The 21,473-nt window shown below is 36.5% G+C and carries 24 protein-coding genes and 1 pseudogene; 11 read left to right on the forward strand and 14 right to left on the reverse strand.

Going from position 1 to position 21,473, the window contains the following annotated elements; all coding sequences use genetic code 11:
* Nucleotides 1-154: 154 nt before the first annotated feature.
* From pilV to ACIPUG_RS04765, 3 genes are all read right to left on the reverse strand, one after another.
* Entirely contained in the window at nt 155-1,639 is a 1,485-nt protein-coding gene (gene pilV, locus ACIPUG_RS04755; RefSeq protein WP_400337509.1) for a shufflon system plasmid conjugative transfer pilus tip adhesin PilV, read from the reverse strand.
* A 137-nt stretch (nt 1,640-1,776) separates the two neighbouring features.
* Entirely contained in the window at nt 1,777-2,337 is a 561-nt protein-coding gene (locus tag ACIPUG_RS04760) for a type 4 pilus major pilin (protein ID WP_268198509.1), read from the reverse strand.
* A 78-nt stretch (nt 2,338-2,415) separates the two neighbouring features.
* Nucleotides 2,416-2,652, reverse strand: coding sequence for a hypothetical protein (locus ACIPUG_RS04765; RefSeq protein ID WP_039520155.1), 237 nt, complete (start codon nt 2,650-2,652; stop codon nt 2,416-2,418).
* Nucleotides 2,653-2,753: 101 nt separating this feature from the next.
* Here ACIPUG_RS04765 and ACIPUG_RS04770 point away from each other — a divergent pair, with 101 nt between their 5' ends.
* Nucleotides 2,754-3,155: an H-NS family nucleoid-associated regulatory protein gene (locus ACIPUG_RS04770; RefSeq protein WP_400337512.1), complete on the forward strand. Its 402-nt coding sequence runs from the start codon at nt 2,754-2,756 to the stop codon at nt 3,153-3,155.
* Nucleotides 3,156-3,214: 59 nt separating this feature from the next.
* On the opposite strand, the gene ACIPUG_RS04775 is transcribed toward ACIPUG_RS04770, so the two are convergent.
* The 3 genes from ACIPUG_RS04775 to ACIPUG_RS04785 all read right to left on the reverse strand — a co-directional run bounded on the left by ACIPUG_RS04775 (nt 3,215) and on the right by ACIPUG_RS04785 (nt 4,425).
* Complete coding sequence (locus ACIPUG_RS04775; RefSeq protein WP_400337514.1) at nt 3,215-3,694, reverse strand: DUF2501 domain-containing protein; 480 nt, start codon at nt 3,692-3,694, stop codon at nt 3,215-3,217.
* A gap of 195 nt (nt 3,695-3,889) precedes the next feature.
* Entirely contained in the window at nt 3,890-4,174 is a 285-nt protein-coding gene (locus ACIPUG_RS04780; RefSeq protein ID WP_039275708.1) for a conjugal transfer protein TraD, read from the reverse strand.
* Nucleotides 4,171-4,425, reverse strand: a complete 255-nt coding sequence (locus ACIPUG_RS04785) for a hypothetical protein (RefSeq protein ID WP_400337516.1) — start codon at nt 4,423-4,425, stop codon at nt 4,171-4,173. Before ACIPUG_RS04785 ends, ACIPUG_RS04780 begins: the two co-directional genes overlap by 4 nt.
* A 320-nt stretch (nt 4,426-4,745) precedes the next feature.
* Here ACIPUG_RS04785 and ACIPUG_RS04790 point away from each other — a divergent pair, with 320 nt between their 5' ends.
* The 3 genes from ACIPUG_RS04790 (at nt 4,746) to ACIPUG_RS04800 (ending at nt 7,170) form a co-directional block, all read left to right on the forward strand.
* The gene (locus ACIPUG_RS04790) at nt 4,746-5,249 is read left to right on the forward strand and encodes a hypothetical protein (protein WP_205544170.1); all 504 of its coding nucleotides are present in this window, start codon (nt 4,746-4,748) and stop codon (nt 5,247-5,249) included.
* Nucleotides 5,250-5,291: 42 nt separating this feature from the next.
* Nucleotides 5,292-6,272: a DUF2971 domain-containing protein gene (locus ACIPUG_RS04795; protein ID WP_400337518.1), complete on the forward strand. Its 981-nt coding sequence runs from the start codon at nt 5,292-5,294 to the stop codon at nt 6,270-6,272.
* 211 nt (nt 6,273-6,483) lie between these two features.
* The gene (locus ACIPUG_RS04800; RefSeq protein ID WP_193400006.1) at nt 6,484-7,170 is read left to right on the forward strand and encodes a hypothetical protein; all 687 of its coding nucleotides are present in this window, start codon (nt 6,484-6,486) and stop codon (nt 7,168-7,170) included.
* A 43-nt stretch (nt 7,171-7,213) separates the two neighbouring features.
* On the opposite strand, the gene ACIPUG_RS04805 is transcribed toward ACIPUG_RS04800, so the two are convergent.
* Nucleotides 7,214-7,966, reverse strand: coding sequence for a hypothetical protein (locus tag ACIPUG_RS04805; RefSeq protein ID WP_400337520.1), 753 nt, complete (start codon nt 7,964-7,966; stop codon nt 7,214-7,216).
* Nucleotides 7,967-8,645: 679 nt separating this feature from the next.
* Between ACIPUG_RS04805 and mobQ the strand changes: the two genes are divergently transcribed.
* A complete protein-coding gene (gene mobQ / locus ACIPUG_RS04810; protein WP_400337522.1) occupies nt 8,646-10,046 on the forward strand; it encodes a MobQ family relaxase in 1,401 nt (466 codons plus the stop codon).
* Between the two features lie 182 nt (nt 10,047-10,228).
* Nucleotides 10,229-11,713: an antiviral reverse transcriptase Drt5 gene (gene drt5 / locus ACIPUG_RS04815; protein ID WP_400337524.1), complete on the forward strand. Its 1,485-nt coding sequence runs from the start codon at nt 10,229-10,231 to the stop codon at nt 11,711-11,713.
* Between the two features lie 98 nt (nt 11,714-11,811).
* On the opposite strand, the gene ACIPUG_RS04820 is transcribed toward drt5, so the two are convergent.
* Both ACIPUG_RS04820 and ACIPUG_RS04825 read right to left on the reverse strand, forming a co-directional pair.
* Complete coding sequence (locus tag ACIPUG_RS04820; RefSeq protein ID WP_400337526.1) at nt 11,812-12,465, reverse strand: hypothetical protein; 654 nt, start codon at nt 12,463-12,465, stop codon at nt 11,812-11,814.
* A 17-nt stretch (nt 12,466-12,482) separates the two neighbouring features.
* The gene (locus ACIPUG_RS04825; protein ID WP_400337528.1) at nt 12,483-13,037 is read right to left on the reverse strand and encodes a DNA-directed RNA polymerase subunit beta; all 555 of its coding nucleotides are present in this window, start codon (nt 13,035-13,037) and stop codon (nt 12,483-12,485) included.
* A gap of 625 nt (nt 13,038-13,662) precedes the next feature.
* Between ACIPUG_RS04825 and ACIPUG_RS04830 the strand changes: the two genes are divergently transcribed.
* A complete protein-coding gene (locus ACIPUG_RS04830; RefSeq protein WP_400337530.1) occupies nt 13,663-14,040 on the forward strand; it encodes a hypothetical protein in 378 nt (125 codons plus the stop codon).
* 76 nt (nt 14,041-14,116) lie between these two features.
* Here ACIPUG_RS04830 and ACIPUG_RS04835 read toward each other — a convergent pair whose 3' ends face one another.
* Together ACIPUG_RS04835 and ACIPUG_RS04840 are read right to left on the reverse strand one after the other, a co-directional pair.
* Complete coding sequence (locus ACIPUG_RS04835) at nt 14,117-15,169, reverse strand: DUF4238 domain-containing protein (RefSeq protein ID WP_400337532.1); 1,053 nt, start codon at nt 15,167-15,169, stop codon at nt 14,117-14,119.
* A 131-nt stretch (nt 15,170-15,300) separates the two neighbouring features.
* Nucleotides 15,301-15,975, reverse strand: coding sequence for a hypothetical protein (locus tag ACIPUG_RS04840; RefSeq protein ID WP_400337534.1), 675 nt, complete (start codon nt 15,973-15,975; stop codon nt 15,301-15,303).
* Between the two features lie 1,238 nt (nt 15,976-17,213).
* Between ACIPUG_RS04840 and ACIPUG_RS04845 the strand changes: the two genes are divergently transcribed.
* The 3 genes from ACIPUG_RS04845 (at nt 17,214) to ACIPUG_RS04855 (ending at nt 19,402) form a co-directional block, all read left to right on the forward strand.
* The gene (locus ACIPUG_RS04845) at nt 17,214-17,948 is read left to right on the forward strand and encodes a DNA-binding protein (RefSeq protein ID WP_400337536.1); all 735 of its coding nucleotides are present in this window, start codon (nt 17,214-17,216) and stop codon (nt 17,946-17,948) included.
* Nucleotides 17,949-17,973: 25 nt separating this feature from the next.
* Entirely contained in the window at nt 17,974-18,501 is a 528-nt protein-coding gene (locus tag ACIPUG_RS04850) for a hypothetical protein (RefSeq protein ID WP_400337538.1), read from the forward strand.
* Nucleotides 18,502-18,922: 421 nt separating this feature from the next.
* Nucleotides 18,923-19,402, forward strand: a complete 480-nt coding sequence (locus ACIPUG_RS04855; RefSeq protein ID WP_400337540.1) for a DUF4756 family protein — start codon at nt 18,923-18,925, stop codon at nt 19,400-19,402.
* A 50-nt stretch (nt 19,403-19,452) separates the two neighbouring features.
* Here the strand turns inward: ACIPUG_RS04855 and ACIPUG_RS04860 are convergent.
* The 3 genes and pseudogenes from ACIPUG_RS04860 to ACIPUG_RS04870 all read right to left on the reverse strand — a co-directional run.
* Nucleotides 19,453-19,670: pseudogene (locus ACIPUG_RS04860) on the reverse strand (IS30 family transposase); the annotation flags it as partial.
* A gap of 347 nt (nt 19,671-20,017) precedes the next feature.
* The gene (locus ACIPUG_RS04865) at nt 20,018-20,665 is read right to left on the reverse strand and encodes a hypothetical protein (protein ID WP_400337542.1); all 648 of its coding nucleotides are present in this window, start codon (nt 20,663-20,665) and stop codon (nt 20,018-20,020) included.
* Nucleotides 20,640-21,026, reverse strand: coding sequence for a hypothetical protein (locus tag ACIPUG_RS04870; protein ID WP_400337544.1), 387 nt, complete (start codon nt 21,024-21,026; stop codon nt 20,640-20,642). The genes ACIPUG_RS04865 and ACIPUG_RS04870 overlap by 26 nt, the downstream gene beginning before the upstream one ends.
* Before the next feature lie 90 nt (nt 21,027-21,116).
* Here ACIPUG_RS04870 and ACIPUG_RS04875 point away from each other — a divergent pair, with 90 nt between their 5' ends.
* A complete protein-coding gene (locus ACIPUG_RS04875; protein ID WP_400337546.1) occupies nt 21,117-21,410 on the forward strand; it encodes a hypothetical protein in 294 nt (97 codons plus the stop codon).
* Nucleotides 21,411-21,473: the final 63 nt, after the last annotated feature.

A 21,473-nucleotide genomic window follows, 5' to 3' on the forward strand; every position in this document is an offset into this window, starting at 1 on the left:
AAGGCTGAATGTTGGGCGCTTTTTATGGATGATTCAATACCGAAACCCGTATCAGGCATCGATACAGAGATGATGAATGAGATTTTTATTTAGGTTCAGATATTATTTCTTATTAAGTCATAAACCTGTCAAAAAATCCCTATTCGCCCTACGCTTACTGAGATAATGAAACGCTGATATCACTACTGCTATGAAATCCAGAACTTGCCATAACCACCTGAACAACATCGCCCTGCTTTACTGCGGTAGTAAACATACGCAATGCCGCGCCCGTATTTTCATAACCCCAGTAATGTCCACGACTCCCCGCTTTCCAGACCGTAATGGAGGTCGTGATTTGCCCCACCGTCTTACCCCCTACCAGAACATTAAACGTAGCTGAACCGGTGTGTGTACCATCTGCCGGATAAAATTTTGACGCCACAAACACATTAAGATAGTTAAAATCCCCTGTAGACTGAAAACGTAAACTGTCAGTGGCTGTTCGGGTGATACTTCCTCCTCCGATGCCCCTCCATTCCCCATTCTGGCAGTATAGGATTGATCCCTCACTATTTTTACTTATCAATCCGTCTGAAGCGCACGATGATCCGGCTACAGATGTTGATGTGGGTTGAAAATATTGACCAGATACCGTCCTTGATGAAGTTATGTTTCCACCTGCTGAAATATGCCTCGAAGCGCCGATATCTCCATTACTATTTAAGTAAGATTTAATGGTTCTATCAGAACCTGTTGCTATAGTTCCAACGGCATAAATATCCCATGTTCTTATACCACCTCCCCATCCATCAGGTAAATCATGAGGATTTAATCCATTAGTAGCGATCCTACCACCAAAATAACCCTCATTTTTTACAGTTAAATGATTATTAGAAATAAGTTCTTGTCCAGCAGAAACCACACCAGCAATACTTAAATTTCCAGAAGCTGTTATATCTTTTGCGTTATTAATACTATGACCGCCCATATTCAGATCACCCGTCATTGGTAATGTTCCATCACGACGTAGATAAACCGAATACATAGAGCTGTCATATCCAACACGGTAGGCCAGCAATCCCGCTGCATTTATCCCACTGTAGCTATTTTGGTTCTCAGCCCATTGACCAGCGGTTCCCGATGCCACCGTAGCGGATTGCGTCATACCACTATCAATGCCAGCCGCCTGCATAGCACGGCCTAATAAGTCATAGCGAACACGGTTCCCTTCTGACCACGGCAACGTGGTGATAACCAGTCCGTTAATAACGTAATTAGGTGAACCCCCATCGCGCTTTAACATGATTTTATAAGATGATTTCTGCGCATTGATTCCGGTATAGCTAACAGGCAACAGCCCTTCATTCACTAACGTTTGATAAGTGATTTCACAACCGTTAGCCGTACAGTTTCTTGGTCCCGGATCACTGCTCTGGCTGCTGCTTGAAGTTAATGTTGAAAGTTTGTCATAACGAATACTGATATAACGATTAACCGCCTCCCCCATCTGTTTCATTTGAGCACCAACGGTATTCGCCACTACTTTCTCTTGATCGCTTTTCATGTCCTGAAACTTCATGAATGCCATTGCTGTGCCGATACCTAACACCAATGTGATTTCCAATAGGGAAAACCCTTTTTGATTTATTATTTTCATTTTCACCGTCCTTTTTTACTTACATGAACTTTAATTAGCAAAAATAAAAAAGTGGTCAAGATATCATTTCACTTTATTTATTGAGCAAACCAGTTCTTTATTAGCACAATGGAAGAAAAAAATAACTAATGACTACATCAATAACCAAATCCAAATGAGATGACATTCATCTCATTAGAACAATACTTAGTGACTTCATCGACATTTTTAACCCCCTGCTTCACAGTACCACTGGTTCCGACTTCATTACCTTCTTCATCATAACCCTCATTATCACCAACAGATATATTTGAAAACATGGATGCCGTTGCTAACACTAGCTTGGCACACTCAACAGAAGGAACATTATTGTAGGTAATATTAAAGCCATGATTACTATAACTAAAGCTCACAGGCCCTTTCCATATATTAACCACCTGATAAGTATTCCCAACTCTCATTTGGCTTGGTATGATTTTCGCGTCAATTAATGTTCTTGCATTGATGCCTGTATAATTAGTACTGGAACCATAAATAGCATTTATCCCAGACACGATAGCGGTAATATTTTTTACTTCAATCTCTGCACGCTGTGCCGCCTGAGCCTTGGGGTAAATCATAAATGCACTGACAATCAACCCGGCAATAACACCTAAAACCAATATTAGCTCAAGCAGAGAGAACCCTTTTCTATATTTTCTATTTTTTAATAGCACCATGTTTAACTCCTTTTCATTCAAACGATGAAAAACAGATAAACAATTACATTGAATCAAACAATAGATAGCTGCACGTAATTAGCGGGATAACTGACGAACGGCTGATGCGAGAGAAATAGGTTCTATATTCAGATCTTTCACACACTCTATTCTTCCATCAGGATACACTTTTACCAGTTTTCCTTCTGAAATAGAGTGGATAGGCATTCCAGCCCTGAATGCCTCGCTGATCGCTTTCTGTGAGGCGTTTTTGGCAATTCGACTTAACACAGCCGTATCCTCAAGCGGATTTTTCTTTGATTTCTTCTTTTTCATTATTTCCTCCGTCTCCATACTGATATATAATTTATCACTGATATGTGTCAAATTTCGATATACCCATCAATGATTCTTTATCACCATCAGGATAATAAGCTATGAGTGAAGCTCTCAAAGTATTAAATAACATTCGTACCCTGCGTGCTCAGGCACGAGAAACCGATCTGGCGACACTGGAAGAAATGCTGGAAAAGCTCACCGTTATTGTTGAAGAGCGCCGTGAAGAAGAAACCAAAGTTCAACAAGAACAGGCTGAACGTCTGGCAAAAATTGAAGCTCTTCGTGCCAAACTGTTAGAAGATGGTATCGATCCTGCTGAACTGCTTGGTTCTGTTTCTGCCACCAAGTCAACAAAATCTAAACGTGCTCCTCGTCCAGCCAAATATAAATATGTCGATGAAAACGGCAATGAAAAGTTATGGACAGGTCAGGGCCGTACACCAAAAGCTATCGCTGCTGCGCTAGAAAATGGTAAGAGCTTGGAAGATTTTGAGCTCTGATCGTTTCTACTTCGCTAGAAATAATAAGGGCCAACCAATTGAAATGGCCCTTAAGCATATCAGGAAATAAATTTTATCCCCTGCTTTAGCACCAGATCGCAAGCCTTCGTTTTAACTTTTTCAGCCAATGGCGTATTCCCGATATTGTTCAGGTTCAACTGTTTTCCATCAAGGGTATTCAAAAGGCCAGCAAGTCCCTGTGTGTAATCTGTCTGTTTTTTCTCATCCTGAGAGCTTAAACCAAGCTTGTCCAGCAATTGATTTTTGATATTTTCCGTGTTAGTTGCAGAAACCAGTTTCTGTTTCAGGCAATATTGCAAAATCCCAGCAGCATTATTCATATTGCCAGCACTCAGCGCCTGATTGCCGTTTGTAAGAAGTCCAGAAAGTCCACTCAACGCTTCAGATGAAGAGTTGTTTTGACTGAATTGACCAACTGCATTGGAAAGCGAGTCCTGTAGACTTGCTGCCTGAACATAACCCGACACTATAAAAATAGCCAAACCAACGACACCTACTGCGTTTCTGACTGATTTCATGACAATCTTGCTCTCTGCTTGATTAAGATACCGTAAACGATATCGCGAAGTATATTACTGAAAAAGTAGAAATCTCTGTGTTTTTTATATCTTTTTATTTAAATTAGCTACCGCGCCCTCTGGGGCTTGCTCAACAGTTCACCGACCTAAAAAAAAGTTTTAGGTCGGCTCACCGTTCGGACGTGAAAAGGAAAACTACTGTTTGGATTTATTTATAACATTTTCGATATAGGCTTGGCCTTGTGCTTTATACCTTTCAATATCACTTTCATGAAGATTCGGGATATCAAGCAGAATCCCAAAGACCAATTCCTTATCTACATAACCAATATCACATCCTAAAACTTTGGCAACCTCAGCACCGAAAATAATTTTCTGACGTGTATTTTCTTTTTTCGTTTGCTGTTTCTTTTTAGCTTCCAAGAAGTATAGACGTTCTTGTGCTGAAGCAATTTGTTGTTTGATTGTTTTTGTTGTCATATGTCATTCCCCCAATATTTTCTATTTTTATCATAAGGAGTATTCACATAGTCATCATTATTCAGTTTTTTCTTGATTGATTTTATCTTCAATTTAAATTGCTGTTTAACCTGATGCTCTCTGAATTTCTCCCTTATCTGATTCACTCGTTTTTCTGCTTCTAAATAGGCTTTTTCTGTATCGGTATAGATACCATCATCTAAAAGTCGCTTGGCTTCCCAATCAATAGCTTCATCATTATTTTTATACATTACACCTCCTTGTTTTAATTTCATTATCATGTAATAGCATAATTAGAAAATAAATCAACATAGTAATAATTTTTTATTCCCACTAATAAATAAACTCTTCAGAAAGCGCAATAATTAATAAAACATAATTTAATCACAAATTAAAAATAACATAATAACACCCATAGGCACCCTGTCTATTTTATATTCTAAAATACTTTTAAATTTATGATACTAGAAGATCAAAATTATATTTAAACTAGGTAGTTTATATAAATAGCTAAAGTTTTTAAAAGATCTGCCGATATTATTTTCCTGATTAATATTTCATAACAATATTCATGCATAACTCAAATCTAGAAACTAAAATTTATGATGTATATTGGGAAGGCCCATACTCGTTAGATGCGATTACTCAGGATAAAGGCAGAGATATTGTGAAGGAATGGCATTGCCTTTATCAAATTTATGGTGATCATCCCACTTATGGCCGTGATGTGTTGTTATACATTGGAAAAACGGAAAGAGACATAATGAAAAGACTGTCAGAACACTACAACCGCTTTTCTAATCAGTGCGATGAGGTCAAGGTGTTCCTTGCTTCATTTGGAGAATTTACTATCTGGAAGGAAATGCGTTCTGGAAACTATGATCCTGTCAGTAAGGATAATACCGAACTAAACGCGATTGAATCTCTGTTAATCTATGCACATCAGCCAGCATACAATATAATGTTGTTATCCAGCACTCAGTTCGAGAAGTTAAATTTCCGAATATTTAACACTGGAAGAAGAAAATCACTTATGCCCGAGATAAGCACTCAGTTTTATCGTGATGATAGGTAATAGCAGGTATCTTTTTATCTATTTTAACTAATGAGATGAAAAATGGAAAACGACAAAATTTATCATTTCACAACATATGAAAATTTCGTAAAAATAATAGAATCAAGAAAAATTTTTATGTTTAATGCATTCAGCATGCAGGATAAACAGGAGGTAATCGCAGGCCTTGAGATGGCTGTATCTGTTATTGACGAGATCATTAACTCAATAGAAAATAATGACATATTGGTTGATTCATTTAACTGTGCTAGACATACTATCAATAAACATTTAGATAAGATTAAAGCAGAAGATACATCTCCACAGGACATTTTCTATTTTTATATATTGTCTCTGTGCAACAACATTCATAACAACTACCTATGGGAGAACTATGCATCTGGAAACACTGGTGTTGCGATTGAGTTTAGCCACAGTGAAATAGAAGGAAATATTTCACCGTATGAGGATGACAAAGGTGCTATTAATTTTGGAAACCGAGAGCAATTTATACAATACCTTCTGGGGTTTATTAATAATTTACCACTACGCCCAATTCATTATAAATCAGAAGATTATAGGAACAGATTAAGGTCAGAACTCGAACGATTCAGGGGTGAAGAATTTAAAGATAAAAATTGCTCTGTCTGGATACAACTTATAACATTTAACCTTTCATCAAGCTATAAACTCACGTCTGAGACGGATTACTCAAAAGAAGAAGAGATACGATTCTTGTTTAGCTTGTCTCATACAGGCGCACCTTACGATTTAGTATCTCCTTTCAATAAATATCTCTATAACATAGATAATTTAGCAGTAAATGGTAGGAGATATATTCCTCTCCATCTAAACCCATTGGGAAACAAAACTGCACCTCTTACCTTTGCGGAGCAAGATGAGGTTATCATGTCTGGACACTATCCTTTTGCACATATTACGAGGATTGTGTTAGGTAAAGAGAATACAATATCGCCAAAAGATATTAATCTATTATTGAATCAAAATGGTTTCAATAATGTCGAAGTAATAAAAATGGCTTAGTTGCATGCTTACAGGATATTTATATGAGGTAAATTAACATGCTTTTAATAAACATAAAAAAAACTTAACCCCCCTGATGGTTAGTTTATTGTACAACGTTTTCTATATGCATGATTTCTTTTTTTTACTCACACAAAAAACACCATGTGATAAATAATAAAAGTGATATTTAAAATTATAAGTTGATACTAATGACTATTAAGGGCTAAAAATGAGTTACGAAAGGTTAAACATCTCTATCGATGATTACAATGAATTAAAAACGAAATTACATGCTGAACTTACGAAAATCACTAATATTTTTACAAGGGAAAATTATAGACAAGAGGATGATTTTTTCGCTGCATTTTGCGCTGGGTTATCATTAGCAGAGATATCTTTTGGTAATGGATATTATTTACGCTTTAAGACATCAAAAACTGCACACAAGGGAAAAAATTCTCCTGAACACAGATTCGGATGTGATTTTGGGATTAAGATAGAATGGATTTCTACATCCGATGAAAGCCTTCAAAAAGGTATCATAGGTCAGGCCAAAAATAACACGTTAAAAAGCTCTGATACTAAAGATCTCTCAGTACAATGCGCGAAGATGGCGAGAGTCACTGAACATTATATCGTGATTTTAAGAGATAACAGCCATCAGATTCCTGTCGTTCATATAGGAGATCGTGAAAAGAAGTATTTCCATGAAGATAGTATAATTTTCGATGATTATCTTATAGACCATGTTATGGCTTGTTTACATGGAGAAACTAATACAGATGACATTAATACAATGTTAAAAAGTGGTCTTGATGAGTTCAATAGATTTCTTATCGAGATAGAAACAAACTTACCTAAGCCAAAAATAACACTAAAACCTAAGCGTCAGAATAAACCTAAAAATAGGCCTTAACGAATAGAATATGCATGGCAACATCAACCGTTGCCATGTTCAATTATCGCCCATTTGACTCGAATAGCCCCCACGCAATTTTATCATTTTTAGTCAGGAGGTTTTCCTTTTCTAAGTAAGCCTTCAATATATCGAATCCATACTCACCATCAGAGCGGGAATAAAAATCCCACCTCGGATATTTAACTCTTAACTTGAAATATTCAGACTTGACTAAATTTCCATCAAAAAAAGAACGAATGATATCAAATGTGTCACGGCCTTTAAGATCAAGAACGTCTCCATTTTCATCATATAATGCATTGATATCTTTAAGCTCTTTAAGTTTGAATAGCTCTCTCAAATAAACGAAAGGTACATTATGAGATAAGCGAACAAGATCACTCTCTGTAAACATAACACCCTGTTTAAGCATTTTTATGACTATCGGATTAGACATTAAATTGTAAGTCAAAAAATGCAAATTGCTTGAAAAAGCATTCACCGAAAATGCCACATTTTTTCTATAATCAAAGAAGTTGATTCCATACCAGACAGGGGCTAGAAAGCTATTCCCACACACATAATCAAACGTTGTCTTTGAGAACCTTCTTTCAAATTTATCGATAACATCATCCCTGCTGAGTTTCATGTATTTCCTTTGAGGTGATATTTTTATGCTTGGAGAAATCTTTTTCATTTCCTTAATAAAATCATCTTGTCTCAAGACAAGGTTAAAGTCATTGTTGGTATAGTGTCTAAAGCTTACAACTGTACCATCTTTAAGGCGTGCTGCTGTTGTTATCAAGCCTCCCATTATGAATCCTCTCTTGTTAATTAATAATTGTTATATATTAATTACTCAAATTATTATTCCTTGTCAAAAAAAACACAAAACAAAAACCCAAAATGGCAAGGTAAAATAAAAATCAACAACACCACACGATAGTAATCACTAACTATTTTATCTAATACTCTCCGCGTTACTTATTTTTGTTTATTAGTGATTTTCATTTCACATATTGAATTTTAATCCTGATTTTCATAGTTAACCTGTTAATTGTGCAACAGGGAAAACTACCGATAAAATCACCTATTTTCTTGTTTTAGCACTTTCCCGCCTTATGGCGGGATAAATTAACACTCTTTTTGTCCTTCGGACGCCATTTAAAACCCATCGCTTTAATATCGCGAAATACTTCGCCCGTTTATCCAGATTGCGCCGCTTAATTCGGCGTTTTGTTTTACAGGTGTTCATATATTTCGTATTAATTAAGTTGGGAGGCTTTTACATTGTTTCTTTTTTTAAGAAAACAATGCCCACTTATACACTGCTACGCAGCGTGTGGGGTCTACCGACGGTTGCCTGCCGCAGGCTAAAAACAAAACCAAGGTCAACACCAACCCCTGAGTTTTTCTTACGAAAAACTAAAATCAGCATGGTTAGCGTTAATGTTTATTTGATAGTTTTTATTATATTGAGGTTGTATCAGTTTATGGCGATTTTTCATCTGGAGTTTAAAATAGTAAAACGTTCTGAGGGCATGTCTTCCTGTAGGAAGGCAGCCTATCATGCACGTTGCAGAATAACAGATGATCGCACAGGTAATACCTACGATTTCAGCCACCGAACAGATTTATTCCATCATCTGATATTAGCACCTGTTTCAGCACCTGCTCATGTTATCGAAAGCTCAAGCACTTTGTGGAATGAAGTGGAAAGGGTTGAACGTCAGAAAGACGGTCAAACAGCCCGTTATTTTGATGTGGCTATTCCCTGTGAACTTAGCAATGAAGATAAGATAAAATTAGTAGCCGAATACTGTCAGAAAAATTTCGTTGATAAGGGAATGATTGCTGATATCGCTTTTCATGATCTTAACGGTAATAATCCTCATGCACATGCGATGCTGACATTAAAGCCGATCACCGTTGATGGCTTTGGTAAAAAAGAGAGAAGCTGGAACGACAAGAAAAACGTAATCCTTTGGCGTGAATCATGGGCTGTGATTGCCAATCGCTATCTTGCCGCGGCTGGCAGCAATGAGCGCATTGATCACCGCTCTATTGATACCCAACATACTGAAGCACTTGAGAATGCCACTATTACATTAGACGTTGAAGAAAAAGCATGGTGGATTTCTAAAGCAGCATTAACCAGCCGCCCGGCTATGCAGCGTATCCCGCGTGCTAAATGGAACAGTCAAACAGCGCAAAAACAACGTGCTGCTGAACAGGCTGTTCGTGATGAAATGAAACAGGAAGCTATAGCCACATATGGTGTCTTTAAAGATTTAGATCTACAGATAGTGGTAGACCTCAACAGTTTCACCGTTTCACATCTGCCAGAGCCAGTAGAAATTATCCTGACTGAAACGGGTTCACAGTCGTCATCATCAGAAGGTCAAAAACCTGTTCTGGTTGCCCCTGCACCTCATACACGCACTAAATTGAAAACCTCTCCCTCCTCAACTACCAGAGCGATTAAACGCGCTCCTGTTAAAAGTAAGAGGAAGCAGGATAAGCCACAGAAGGAAAATATTTTTAAACGCTTTACCTTACTGGTAGTAGGATACATAAAAGAAAGGTTTATCTGGGCTAAGAAGAAGCCTGCACCTGTTTCCGTGGATGCGAAACATGATAAGCGTATTGCCGAACACTATGTGTTTGATGAGGTGCAGGGTATCTATGTATCACGCACTGAGCATGAGAGACGAGCAAGGTTAAACAGTGACACTTATAGTCCAACTCCTGATGAGATCAGACGCTTTCCAAGCCGTCCGGTTAAGCCCGAACAACCAGATAACGCTCTGGACTACATACCTACGCTTTCGGCTGATAAGCCCCCAAAAACGCCTAAGTTAGTACCACCAAGTTTTCCGTCCTGCTGGAAATAATTTGAGCGCCTTGGCCCCTAAAACTAATGGTGTTAATTATTAGCGTGATACACAAAATAAATATTCCCCATATTAAAAAAACATAGTATATGTAAGATATAATTCATTGATTTATTAGAAGTTCATTTGAATTTATTTTAACCTATTAAGCAAGACACGGACAGTCCGATAAGGATTTAGCAATGACATCAACAGTAGATTTTTTTGAAACAGATTTCCCCGCGACACTTTACCCATTAAAAACGAATTTGATTTTATTCAAAAATCATGCGACTGATATGTCTGATTATATATATAGAAAAGTAATAAACTCATCATTCACGACAGATAGCTTCCTATCTCAACATAAAGTGTTTGCAACAAAGCCAAAAGGTCATCTTCGTAGAACTGTAAAGTTAGATCCCATTGCTGAATATTTTATTTATGATGTCATTTATCGAAACCGAGCTATATTTAGACCAGAAGTAAGTGAGAGAAGAAAAAGTTTCGGTTATAGATTTAAAGATGGAAGCCGCATACCAGTTCATATATCGTACAATGAATATAAACAGCATTTGCGTTCTTGCTCTCAAGAATATGCACACAACATTCATTTTGATGTAGCATCTTATTTTAATAGCTTATACCACCATGACGTAGTTAGTTGGTTTGAATCAAAAAATGCCGTCACAGCAACCGATGTAGGTGCTCTGGGGCAGTTTTTCAGAGAAATCAATGCTGGTAGAAGCATTGATTTTATGCCACATGGTATTTACCCGACAAAAATGATAGGCAATGAATTCTTAAAACTCATTGATCTACATGGACAACTTAAATCGGAAAAAATAGTGAGATTTATGGATGATTTTACACTATTTGATAATAATATAGATGTATTAAACAACGATTTCATTAAAATCCAACAATTGCTTGGACAGGTTTCACTTAATGTTAATCCATCCAAGACTTCCTTTGATAATTCAATAGGTGATATTAAAGATACCTTAAGCCAGATAAAAGCATCACTAAAAGAGATTGTGACTGAATATGAAGAAATTCCCACTGCCTCTGGTGTTGAGTTAGTTGAAATGAATATTGAAGTAATCAAGAATCTTGATATAAATCAGGTTAATGCCTTAATTGAACTTCTGAAAGATGAGAACTTGGAAGAAGCAGATGCGGATTTAATACTTGGCTTTCTGAGAACACATAACGATAGCTTACTTAGTCAGATACCTATGCTATTGACAAGGTTCCCCAACCTAATAAAACATATCTATACCGTTTGCTCTGGCATCAGAGACAAAAAAGAGTTAGTAAATGTATTACTCAACTATCTAAACTCAAACAGTAATTTCCTAGAGTATCAGTTATTCTGGATTGGTGCTATTGTTGAGGATTATTTATTAGGTGAAGGTGAATATGGTTCTGTTTTACTGAAATTATTTGAACTATCCGGTGATTTTAAGATTTCACGATCAAAAATATTAGAGATACCAGAAAATGGATTTGGTTTAAAGGAAATAAGAAATGGATACCTTAGCACAGGCCAGTCAGATTGGTTGTCATGGTCATCAGCAATAGGCTCAAGAAGCCAAAAACCCGGAGAAAGAAATTACATCCTTGATTATTTTTCAAAAGCATCACCTATAAACCACCTTATTGCATCATGTGTTAAGAAAATATAATTCGATGTGCAACATTCATATTTTTAAATATATCCAATATGAATGTTGCCTTGCTATGCAATAGAATTTATAAATTCAACTCAGCCGATAGTAACATTTTAAATCCCATCTTTATGCCCTAGAGCATCACGATAACGCTGCTGTTCAACAATACTCAGATTGGGATCAGACAGAACACTCCGCCCCTTCACAGCAATATCGTAATCAATTTGGGATTGTGTTTCATATTCTTTGTTCGGCTTAAAATAATCAGGTCGCGGTGCAGATGACGACGCAGAATAACCAGAATATGTTTTACTCCCAGCACAACCAAGATAAGCCAACAGACAGGCAAACAGGAAGCACAACGTCCACACCGTATTGTATCCATTAACTGTGTAGCCACTGCCATTCCCATTTAAAAACACACTATGACACCTAATCGCATAGACAATCAGGAATGATAACAGGATAACCGCCCTGCTTTTACCTACGGTTAAATGCTTACGTATAAATTTTATCGTTGGCACAAGTATAATCACAAACAGCCCAATAGCAGCAACAACCAGCCATATCGGGAACAGCCCGTATTTTTGTGTGGTGTTCTGCGATACCGTTATCAGTGATAGCACCAAGAAGGCGTTAAGCAGAAAAAGCCTCAACGCCATCGATACCTTCACCTTCTTCGATATCTTACGGAGAAACAGCACCGGTGCCAGTGATGGTATGTTCATCAGCAGGCCAATGAAAAACACCCAATAGATAGTGTTCATAGCGTCTTTTCCTGTAATTACCGAGCAGCCCAGCCGTTATTGGTCTTCACCAGAACAATTTTGGCTTCTTCGGGTTCAGCCATCCCCTTGACGCCAGAGAAAGCTTTTTTATCAACCCAGCCCGGCACACCATCAAGTTTCCACGTATAGGTCACTTGCGTCATTTTAGCGCCATTACCATCACTCGGTTCAGTCCAATTAGTAATCTCAGCGACAGCCCGATGACCAACACAGGCACCTTCCTCACGGTTCCAGAAATCAACCTTTTGTCCTTTATCGGTAACCTCCAGAACATCAACACTGCTAAAATCATTGGGTTGCTGTGAAACAGTGAGCAGCCCCTGTTCAACAAGACCATTCAGGATTTCATCGCTGGCATTGTATCCAGCAGAACGGTAGCCATGATTAACCTTTACTGGAAAACCTTTGTTGAACGCAAAGTCATTGTCCTGCAGTGAGTAGCACAGCTTTGATTTTGAAATTTTCGCGTTAATAGCTTTCTCAAAATCGCCTTTCTCACCGCATCCCGCCACAACAAGAGCTGTGCAAGTAACGAGTAAAATCTTCTTCATCTTCCCATCCATCCTGATAATCAAAAATGCTGTTATGTTTTGATGCCTTTCGAGTTGCCTGTAAGCGTTACAGCGTGTTCTTACAGGACGACCACAGCAAAGCCACCTGATTAACCAATTGATAGGATTCAATTATTTTTGAGGGTCGTCATATCGTTTGTAACGATCAAAAACAAAATAATGATAGATTTAAACTATCATATTTTTATATTCGATCGAATAAATCAATTAAAATGCCGATCGATAAAGCACCATAAATCGACATTAACTATCAATATCAATTTATCGATCTGTTATATCGATCATTTTCTTGCTAGAAGAATCGTTACTGGATAAAGTGAGAGGAAGAGCCACAGAGCTGTTGACGAGTGGGTTCAAGGAGATGGAGCTACTGGCCGTAAGACATGTTTTATGGCACCTGCGCTGCTTCTATTAATGCTACATCAGGGAAAACAACATGAGCATGAGGGATGCCGTTAGCGGATTAGATAGAAAGACTCACAACATCTGATAAGCGGCTTTCTTCGCCAGTCATTAACACAAGTTTATATAGCCAGATTCGATATACCTCTGGCCCCGGCTTCTTTACGCCTGTTTCTACGTTTACTGTTTATATGGAGTTAACATGAAAAAACTGTTTATCGCTGCTCTGGTGATCCTGCCTCTTACTGCTTGCACCACATATGGTAATAAATCCCTTAAAGACGAATCCCAACAAACAGTAAAAGCCAAAATTGTTAAGGGGAAAACTACCCAGCAGGAAATCTTAGCTGCATTCGGTGAGCCTCAGACACGGGCAAGTGATGATGGTCAGGAAATGTGGTCTTATTCCAGCATGTCAGGAGAAACTCAGCTATCTAACTACATTCCCGGTCTAGCCTTGCTAAAGAACAGCAACACAGCCCATATGAACTCCCTTGAGATTTGGTTTAAAGGGGATGTTGTGGACCGTTATAGTTTCAGTCAAACAGCAAATAAGGTTTCGCGTGGGTTGTTGGATTAATTAATAATAAAAGCACCAGTAGATATAAAAAGTCGTTAACAATAAAAGCGTCTCTATCTGGTGCAGCTACTTTTTCTTAATCTAAGCGATAAGACGACAGGATACTTTCAATTATTAAATCAATCTCTCCATGAGTTAGCAGATGTGCATTAGTCCCGATTTGTTTTTGTAACACCTCAACCTCTTCAAATTTCTCCTTAAAAATAAAAAAATCTAAGGAACACTGCGAAATAACGGTGTTAATATTTTTTATTCGAGGGTTATCTTCGTTTTTAAAACCATATAATAATGTATGTTCATCTAACGGGAAATATATTGCCTCTAGAATATCATTCTTATCACAATATGGTTTAAAACCTCTTTCAGAGTTAACTTCAAAAAAAACAATAGAATCACCAAGGATTAATGGTTCGTCTACTTTTATTATCTTATATTTTAGTTTTTCGTATTCCTTTGCTTTTAGCTTTGGGCTAACCTCATCAGCAAAGGAATTCACATGTCCTTTTTTTGCTGATTCAATAAGAATAGTAGGCATTTCATTATGTAAAACAGGTAATATTTTGTCTGCCATATTGCTGATGGCCTCAGGTAGCCATTTATCATAATTATGATATAACACCTCTTTTAACATATTATGAAAATGGGGAGGGATATCTTCACCCATCATATTCTCGTTGAATAGAGAGTGTATTTTTTCTGGATTCGAAAAAAATGTATTTTCTAAATATTGATAAAGGGTATCTCTATTTTTTAACTTAGAGAATATGGTGTCAATTAAGTAAGATGATGAGTTTATAAAACTAACTCTTACGTGTCTTGTTCTTGACTCAAGATGAGCTATAAACCCAGCTAATGAAGAAGAATTATTCCCGCCCAATTGACATGGATTATTTAATAACATTTTATGAATGCTTGAATACTCATAAATTTCACTATTTGTTATTTTCTCATCAATTAAATAATCACCATCTACGGAGTAAAAATAATTTTCCACCCCAATATTTTCAATGACAACATTCTCTTTTATTTTTTCTTTATTACAGAAAGAGGAAAAGTATTTCCCTCCTCTTTCTGTAGCAAATCCTCGCTGTAGAAACCTTGGAATGAAATGCTGCCTTTTCCCAGCCATACTTATCTCCAGCAATGACAGAAGAGAATCTAATTCATAAGATAATCGTTTTTTGTAAAATAAATAATATTTTCATGATTAATCATGATTTTTGGGTTGAATAACCTATAATGATATTATTACCGATTTACTTACAACACAACAGCGATCTTAAGTCTATCAACAGCCTGAGATAACGCCTCATAGAGATCGCCCTCAAGCTCATGCTCGAACTCACCGTTCCTGAACATTACCACATAGCCATCGGTCAGATCTCGGATGTGCGCAAGGTTTATCGGCTCGATAGCTATTCTGATGCCTGTACCTTTGTATTCCGCTACTGGATAGCCCATATCGGTGTGAAGTACGATACCGCCAGAGGCTTCCAGTTCGGATAAGAAAATATCTTCTGTTATGGCTTCACGCAGATCTTGTAGGCCAAGTACATTCATCAATGCAGCTTCATCTGGCGCATTGGCTTTAATTCTGACACAGTAATAGTAATCATCCAGAACACTAACTGGCGTGTTGGGATGCTGACTGTTGTAGGTTTTCGTTTCTGACATCAGCGATCTTATTGTTTCTTCGCTTACTTGGCTGAGTTCAGATATCAATCTCCCATAAACATTTACCATTCGTTCCTTATCGCAATCATTTGCAGATTCTGACAGGAAGAAAAAGTCGTAATCTTTAACATAGATGTTATTGCCATTTTCGAGGGTAAGTTTTATCCCGAGTTCGTTTTCTTCAATATCTTTAACCATACAGGTCATAAATGGGATTTTTTCATTGGCATGACAGAGTGTAATTATTTTAATATTATTCATTATTTTATTTTCCTTTTTTGTTATTAGTAATAAATACTATATTCCGCACAGGAAAATCAAATTTAACTTTTGCGTGATAACGTTTTACTGACTGTTTCAATCTTCTTTTGAAAAGATATTTATCTTATGAGCTAACGCTCATGTGCTGTAGAAAACGATTCATCGTTTTCATGAGCACGGCTACGCCCTAACTCTGAAATATGTATTTTTATCTTGATGAAGTACGTTTTTAGTATTGATAGCAAAAAGAGGAAAGATCTTTTTCAGATCGTTTAATCATAAAAAACAAATTTGATCTTATTCTTGAAAACAGAATTACCGCAATAACATATAGCATTTGCTCTTAAACGTATAGAAAAACTATATTCAAAGAAGCAGCACTGAGTGATTGTCAAAAACAATCACATTGCTGAAACAGGGTTCATCCCTGTTAATGATGGATTTATCCATAAAGAATTTCGGCGATAGCCGATAAAACAGAAATAGTATGATTAATATTACGACTTCATGGACGGTTTAGTTTTTAAGATATTATATATACCAGATTTACCCTATACTTAATTAAAACCTCATATTGAAAAAACAGATCCTTTTTATGAGCTTTCGCTCATGGCTTCGCACTTTGTCAGTATATTAGCTAGAAATTCATCAAGGCTATAGCATTTGCTCTTAAACGCATAGGAAAACTATATTCAAAGAAGCAGCACTTAGTGATTGACCAAAACAATCACATTGCTGGAACAGGGCTCGCCCCTGTTAATGATGGATTTATCCATAGAGAATTGCGGCGATAGCCGCCAGTAAAATAAAAGGAAAACAATTACACTATTCTTAAAATGCCAGCAGCGCTTCGTGATTGTATGAAACAATCACTTCGCTGAAAATAAGTATCAAGAAAACCACATATTCCCACGTAAAACATCCTGCACATAAGGAAAAAGGAAAACTGGACTCTCTTAACTTCTTACTAATTATTTAATTATAAGCACTGTCCCAGCCCAATAAAATCAAGGCTTCACAACTTTTTTTGCTATGTTCGAACATAGCAAACTCCTATGTGCGCACATAGATCCGTCCTATGTTCGAACATAGCAAGATCTATGTTTGAACATAGGTTTTTTAACATATAACAATAGCATAATAATAAAAGCCCTATTTTATTTATAGTTTAACTATTGACTTTTATTTTTCTGCATAGTATTAAAAATAACATAATAAAAACTATAAGAGAGAATACTATGAATACTAATGACACTGAACTACTTAGCCTATTTGAAACATTAACCACGGAACAAAAGATTGATATCGCAAGACGCTTACTGCAAAACAAGGATATAAAATCGACCACAGTTATTGCAACAGAAGAAGATAAATCGATCTCATTTGCACAGCCTTATGTTTTTGCCTTCACTTCCAACTTCCGTGTTTTTTCTGATTTGGATATATCTAAGAATGAATTCCGTGTCTTGACTTATATCTTAGAATATATGGAGTTCGGAAACCTCATCAATCTGTCGCAATCATCACTCTGCAAGGCATTGAATATTGCATCCGGTAATATGTCAAACATATTCAAAAAACTAAAACAGAAAGGAATACTCGTTGAGCATCATGGTCACCTGTATATTAACTCGAACATTTTCGCCAAAGGTCTAAGCCATCAACTTGATGAGAAACGTAAAGAACATTTAAGTAATGCCAGAAGTCTTCATGCGGAGCTTGAACAATATCCAGAAAACTATACTGATTACTCAAAGCAAGAAAGACGAAACCTAGCTTTAGAAACAGAAACGAAAGAGATCTATACGGATGCCTTTATTTTTAGTAAGAAGAAAAAGAATAATGCTGTTCCTAATGCTAAAAACAGTATCAAGATCGATAAACCCCGAAAGGTATATAAACGAACGAAGGAAAATGAAGCGGCAAGAAAAGACTTGGCTGATGCCAAAAACTATTTGAAAGCAGTATCATGATAAAAATAACAATAAGGAAAAAAAAATGAAAAAACTCCCCGGTTCACTTGAAATAAAACTTCATGAAAAACTATCCAAAAACGATATTCTGAATATCTTAGCTGAACAAATGACTATGCTTGAGGAGACATTTTATATTCAAGAGTTCAAACTCTATTCTTACCTTGAGTGTTATCGTGAAAATAAAAAACAGGCTTTATATCACCAAGATCACAATATCGTTGTAGGAGCATTTAATTTAAGAAGTCAGGAAAACTTAGAGAATACAGCCAAATTAATTTCAAAAGAGGGTAATAATCGTGTCATTTCTTTTGAAAAAAAGCTTGATGTAGATAAAATATCAACCACAGTTGACAACATTCAGGCGAGTAATCCTTATCGATATTGGTCAAACAATATTCAGGTTATTCCAGCTTCACTGGTAAGTAGCATCATTCAAAATGAACAAAATCGCCAACATGCAGAGAAAGAGAGGTTAGATCTCATCGAGAAACAATATAAGAAGGAAGAACAAATCCGTAGATTTAAAAGGTTTTACCACCCCAAAAATTAAATAAAGTGACCTATTTGAAAAATTATTGGCTCAACCTATAACCATCTAATAGATTATACTACAACATAAAAATATTATTTTTCCGAAGAGATCTATTAGATAAATATTGCGATGTTAGGTTGATTTACTATTCAATAAAAACCTGATGGGAAACTCGGCAAAGTTGAGTTTTATACTGATAGTGGTGAGTTGATTTTAGAACAGTATAAAACTCTTCAACTTGTTTAAAATAATAATTTCATTTTAGCATTATAATAGATTGGATTAAGGTTAATATATAGAGCAATCAGTCTTAGGAATTTTTATACCAAATAATATAAAAAACGAAAGCAATTCCCCTTATTTAATTCACTGCTGAATTTGACAACTTCTTTATATACCTTAACATATAAATATAAAATATATTATTAAAGAGGTATTTATGAGAAATGTAAAATTGGACAACAGCGATATATTAACCTATTTTGAAACTATAGAAAAACTAAAACAACAACCATCAATGGATGAATATCTGGAAGGCTATCGTAAAGTACGTGAAGAATATCCTTTTGGAACCGAAGTGGATAAATATAGATCTGCCCATAATGAACTACGCCGACTGGATAAAAAGAGACAATCACTTATGGGTAGTTTCATCGGCGAACTTAATCCTATAAGTAGCTCAACAGCAAGAACAGCCGCTAAATCATCAGGGAATCTTGATAAGTTTTATGAACGTAGTCTTTATAGGAAAGCAATTCAAGAAAAAAGTGATGAAGAAATTGTATCCCTAATTATAAAACAGCGCACAGAAGCAGCACTTGAGTTTAAACGTTCTGTTGAGCAGAGTCTTGAACTGCTTTCTTATATTACATCGGATTTTGGAACATCGAATGCCAAACGTAGGAAATTTTCTGTTTAGTTAACAGTTATGGCAATCATATTGGTAAGGTTACCAATATGATATAAATTGGATATTTCCTCTCTTTCATCAAGCGAAAGAGCTAACGGATGCCGCTTTCGGACAAGGGGACGATATCCACCAGTCTGGTGGATAGTGGGCATAATAGAAGAATGATATCTGTCGAACATTCTGGCGATATCATGCAGGGAATCACCTTGCTTATACCGGTCCCAGATAATCGCTTTCTGTTCTGGCGTGTAGTTATAATGCGCGTTCTTCGTTTCATGGCAACGTCCCCCTTGATTAAGGATAGCGTTGCAACGACCCGTTGAACTCACAGGTGTTAGCAGACCCACAGTTAAGCAGTGAACAACGCAACTATAACTCATCCACTGCTCGAAAAATTACCTTAATCAGGGCAAGATTGCGAACGTTTTTTGAATGCATCATGGTTAATTTACAATTTATTTTTGTATAATTAACATTCAATCAGAATCGTTACCTGACCAATGTAGATTATGAACTGCTCAGAGTGGGTAAAAAAACACTCATGCGGTCACCCTGCCACTTTAATCACTGAAACTAACGCATAGTGCAAATACCACGCTTTGCGAATCCCTCTTGAACAGTTTGTTATAAGCCTATATTCTCATCCCAAGAGTTTTTAATTCTTTTCTTTACATTCTTATAATTTTTTTCGACCGCATCGCTACTAACGATACAACTATCAATATTTTTAACTAGGTCTAGCGTTTTGTTTATCGCAGTTAGTAAAGGTTTGTTTCTTTCAAGGCTGCCTTTTTCTCGTTTTTTATTTTCACATACATTATCGTAGCAATAGAGTCCTAACAGACCAGTTAGAATACTGTCTAACCGTGTAACTTCATTGTCTTTGCTACTATCAAGAAGTTGTTGTCTAAGAAAATTAGAAATCAACTCGCTTGATACAAAGTCTCTGTTATGTTCTTCTCTAAATTTTCCGTATTGATACAAAAACTCATTGACAGCACCGTTCACATCATCAATGCTCATATTGAAGCCCAATAATATCCCCATGCCTGTGTATTTATTACCGTGTTGCTCATAATTACCATATTGGTATAACGCACTAGGGTAAAGCAAGATAGCCTCTCGATAATTACCAAGTACAAATTGCTCGATTGGAATGTCATCTTCTTTTTCATAGATATACATGTAACGTTTCGACTTTATGACTTTTGAAGTTAAGGATTCAATATCATTTCCATTAAGTAAATCAACTACACGAAAACGTTTTGTCATTGAGAATGATATTATCTGAGAACACATTTTTATATGTTTCATCGATAAATTGAGCAGTTTTTCTAATTTGGTTTGCAAATTTATGGTCCATGAAAATTCGACCATGATTTCGGTATAGAGGTACGCCAACCTGTAAGATATCCCAAGATAAATCCATAAGCTTTTCATGAGAGATTTCTTGCTCAATAAAGCCTGCATCCAACCATATTTGGTAGATATCCGAGTTCACAGACTCTAAGAGCTTTAGCTCGTCTGGGGCATTTTCTCTTTGAGCTCTTATGCCATATTCAAGTGGCAGGACGCCATTTAGAAGAGATTTTGTATGATAGTAAATACTATTTTCTATTTTAGGCTTCGACATAGGGAAACTCAGGAAAGCCCCAAGTGGGCTGTTTAAAAAAATCATTTTCCTCTAATATTCCATTGTGTTCAATAGCTCAGGAAAGCAATTATGACTACTACCTTTCAAACAGTGATCGACAGCATTACTTCGGTCAACTTTACTTATGTTTTTGCTCGTAAAACAGCTTTGTCTGCTCACAATGAACTGTACCATTTCCAAATGGTAATCCATGAGTTTGGAGAAGAGCGTGTTTTACAAGAAACAGCTAATATACTTCGTTCTCGCTACAGATATACGTATTCAGATGCGTATAATGAAGCATCAATAAGAGTGAGAGCACTCTTAGAATTATGTGGTGGTGATAAAACATTTCGAACAGTTCGAGATAATCTCAGAAACTAACCTTGCAAAAATGGCTATAGATTAGTTCTCTATAGCCATTACTTATGAAGTGGCTTATAACAC

It is taken from the genome of Pectobacterium sp. CHL-2024 (assembly GCF_044751765.1).
Classification (GTDB): Bacteria; Pseudomonadota; Gammaproteobacteria; order Enterobacterales; family Enterobacteriaceae; genus Pectobacterium; species Pectobacterium brasiliense.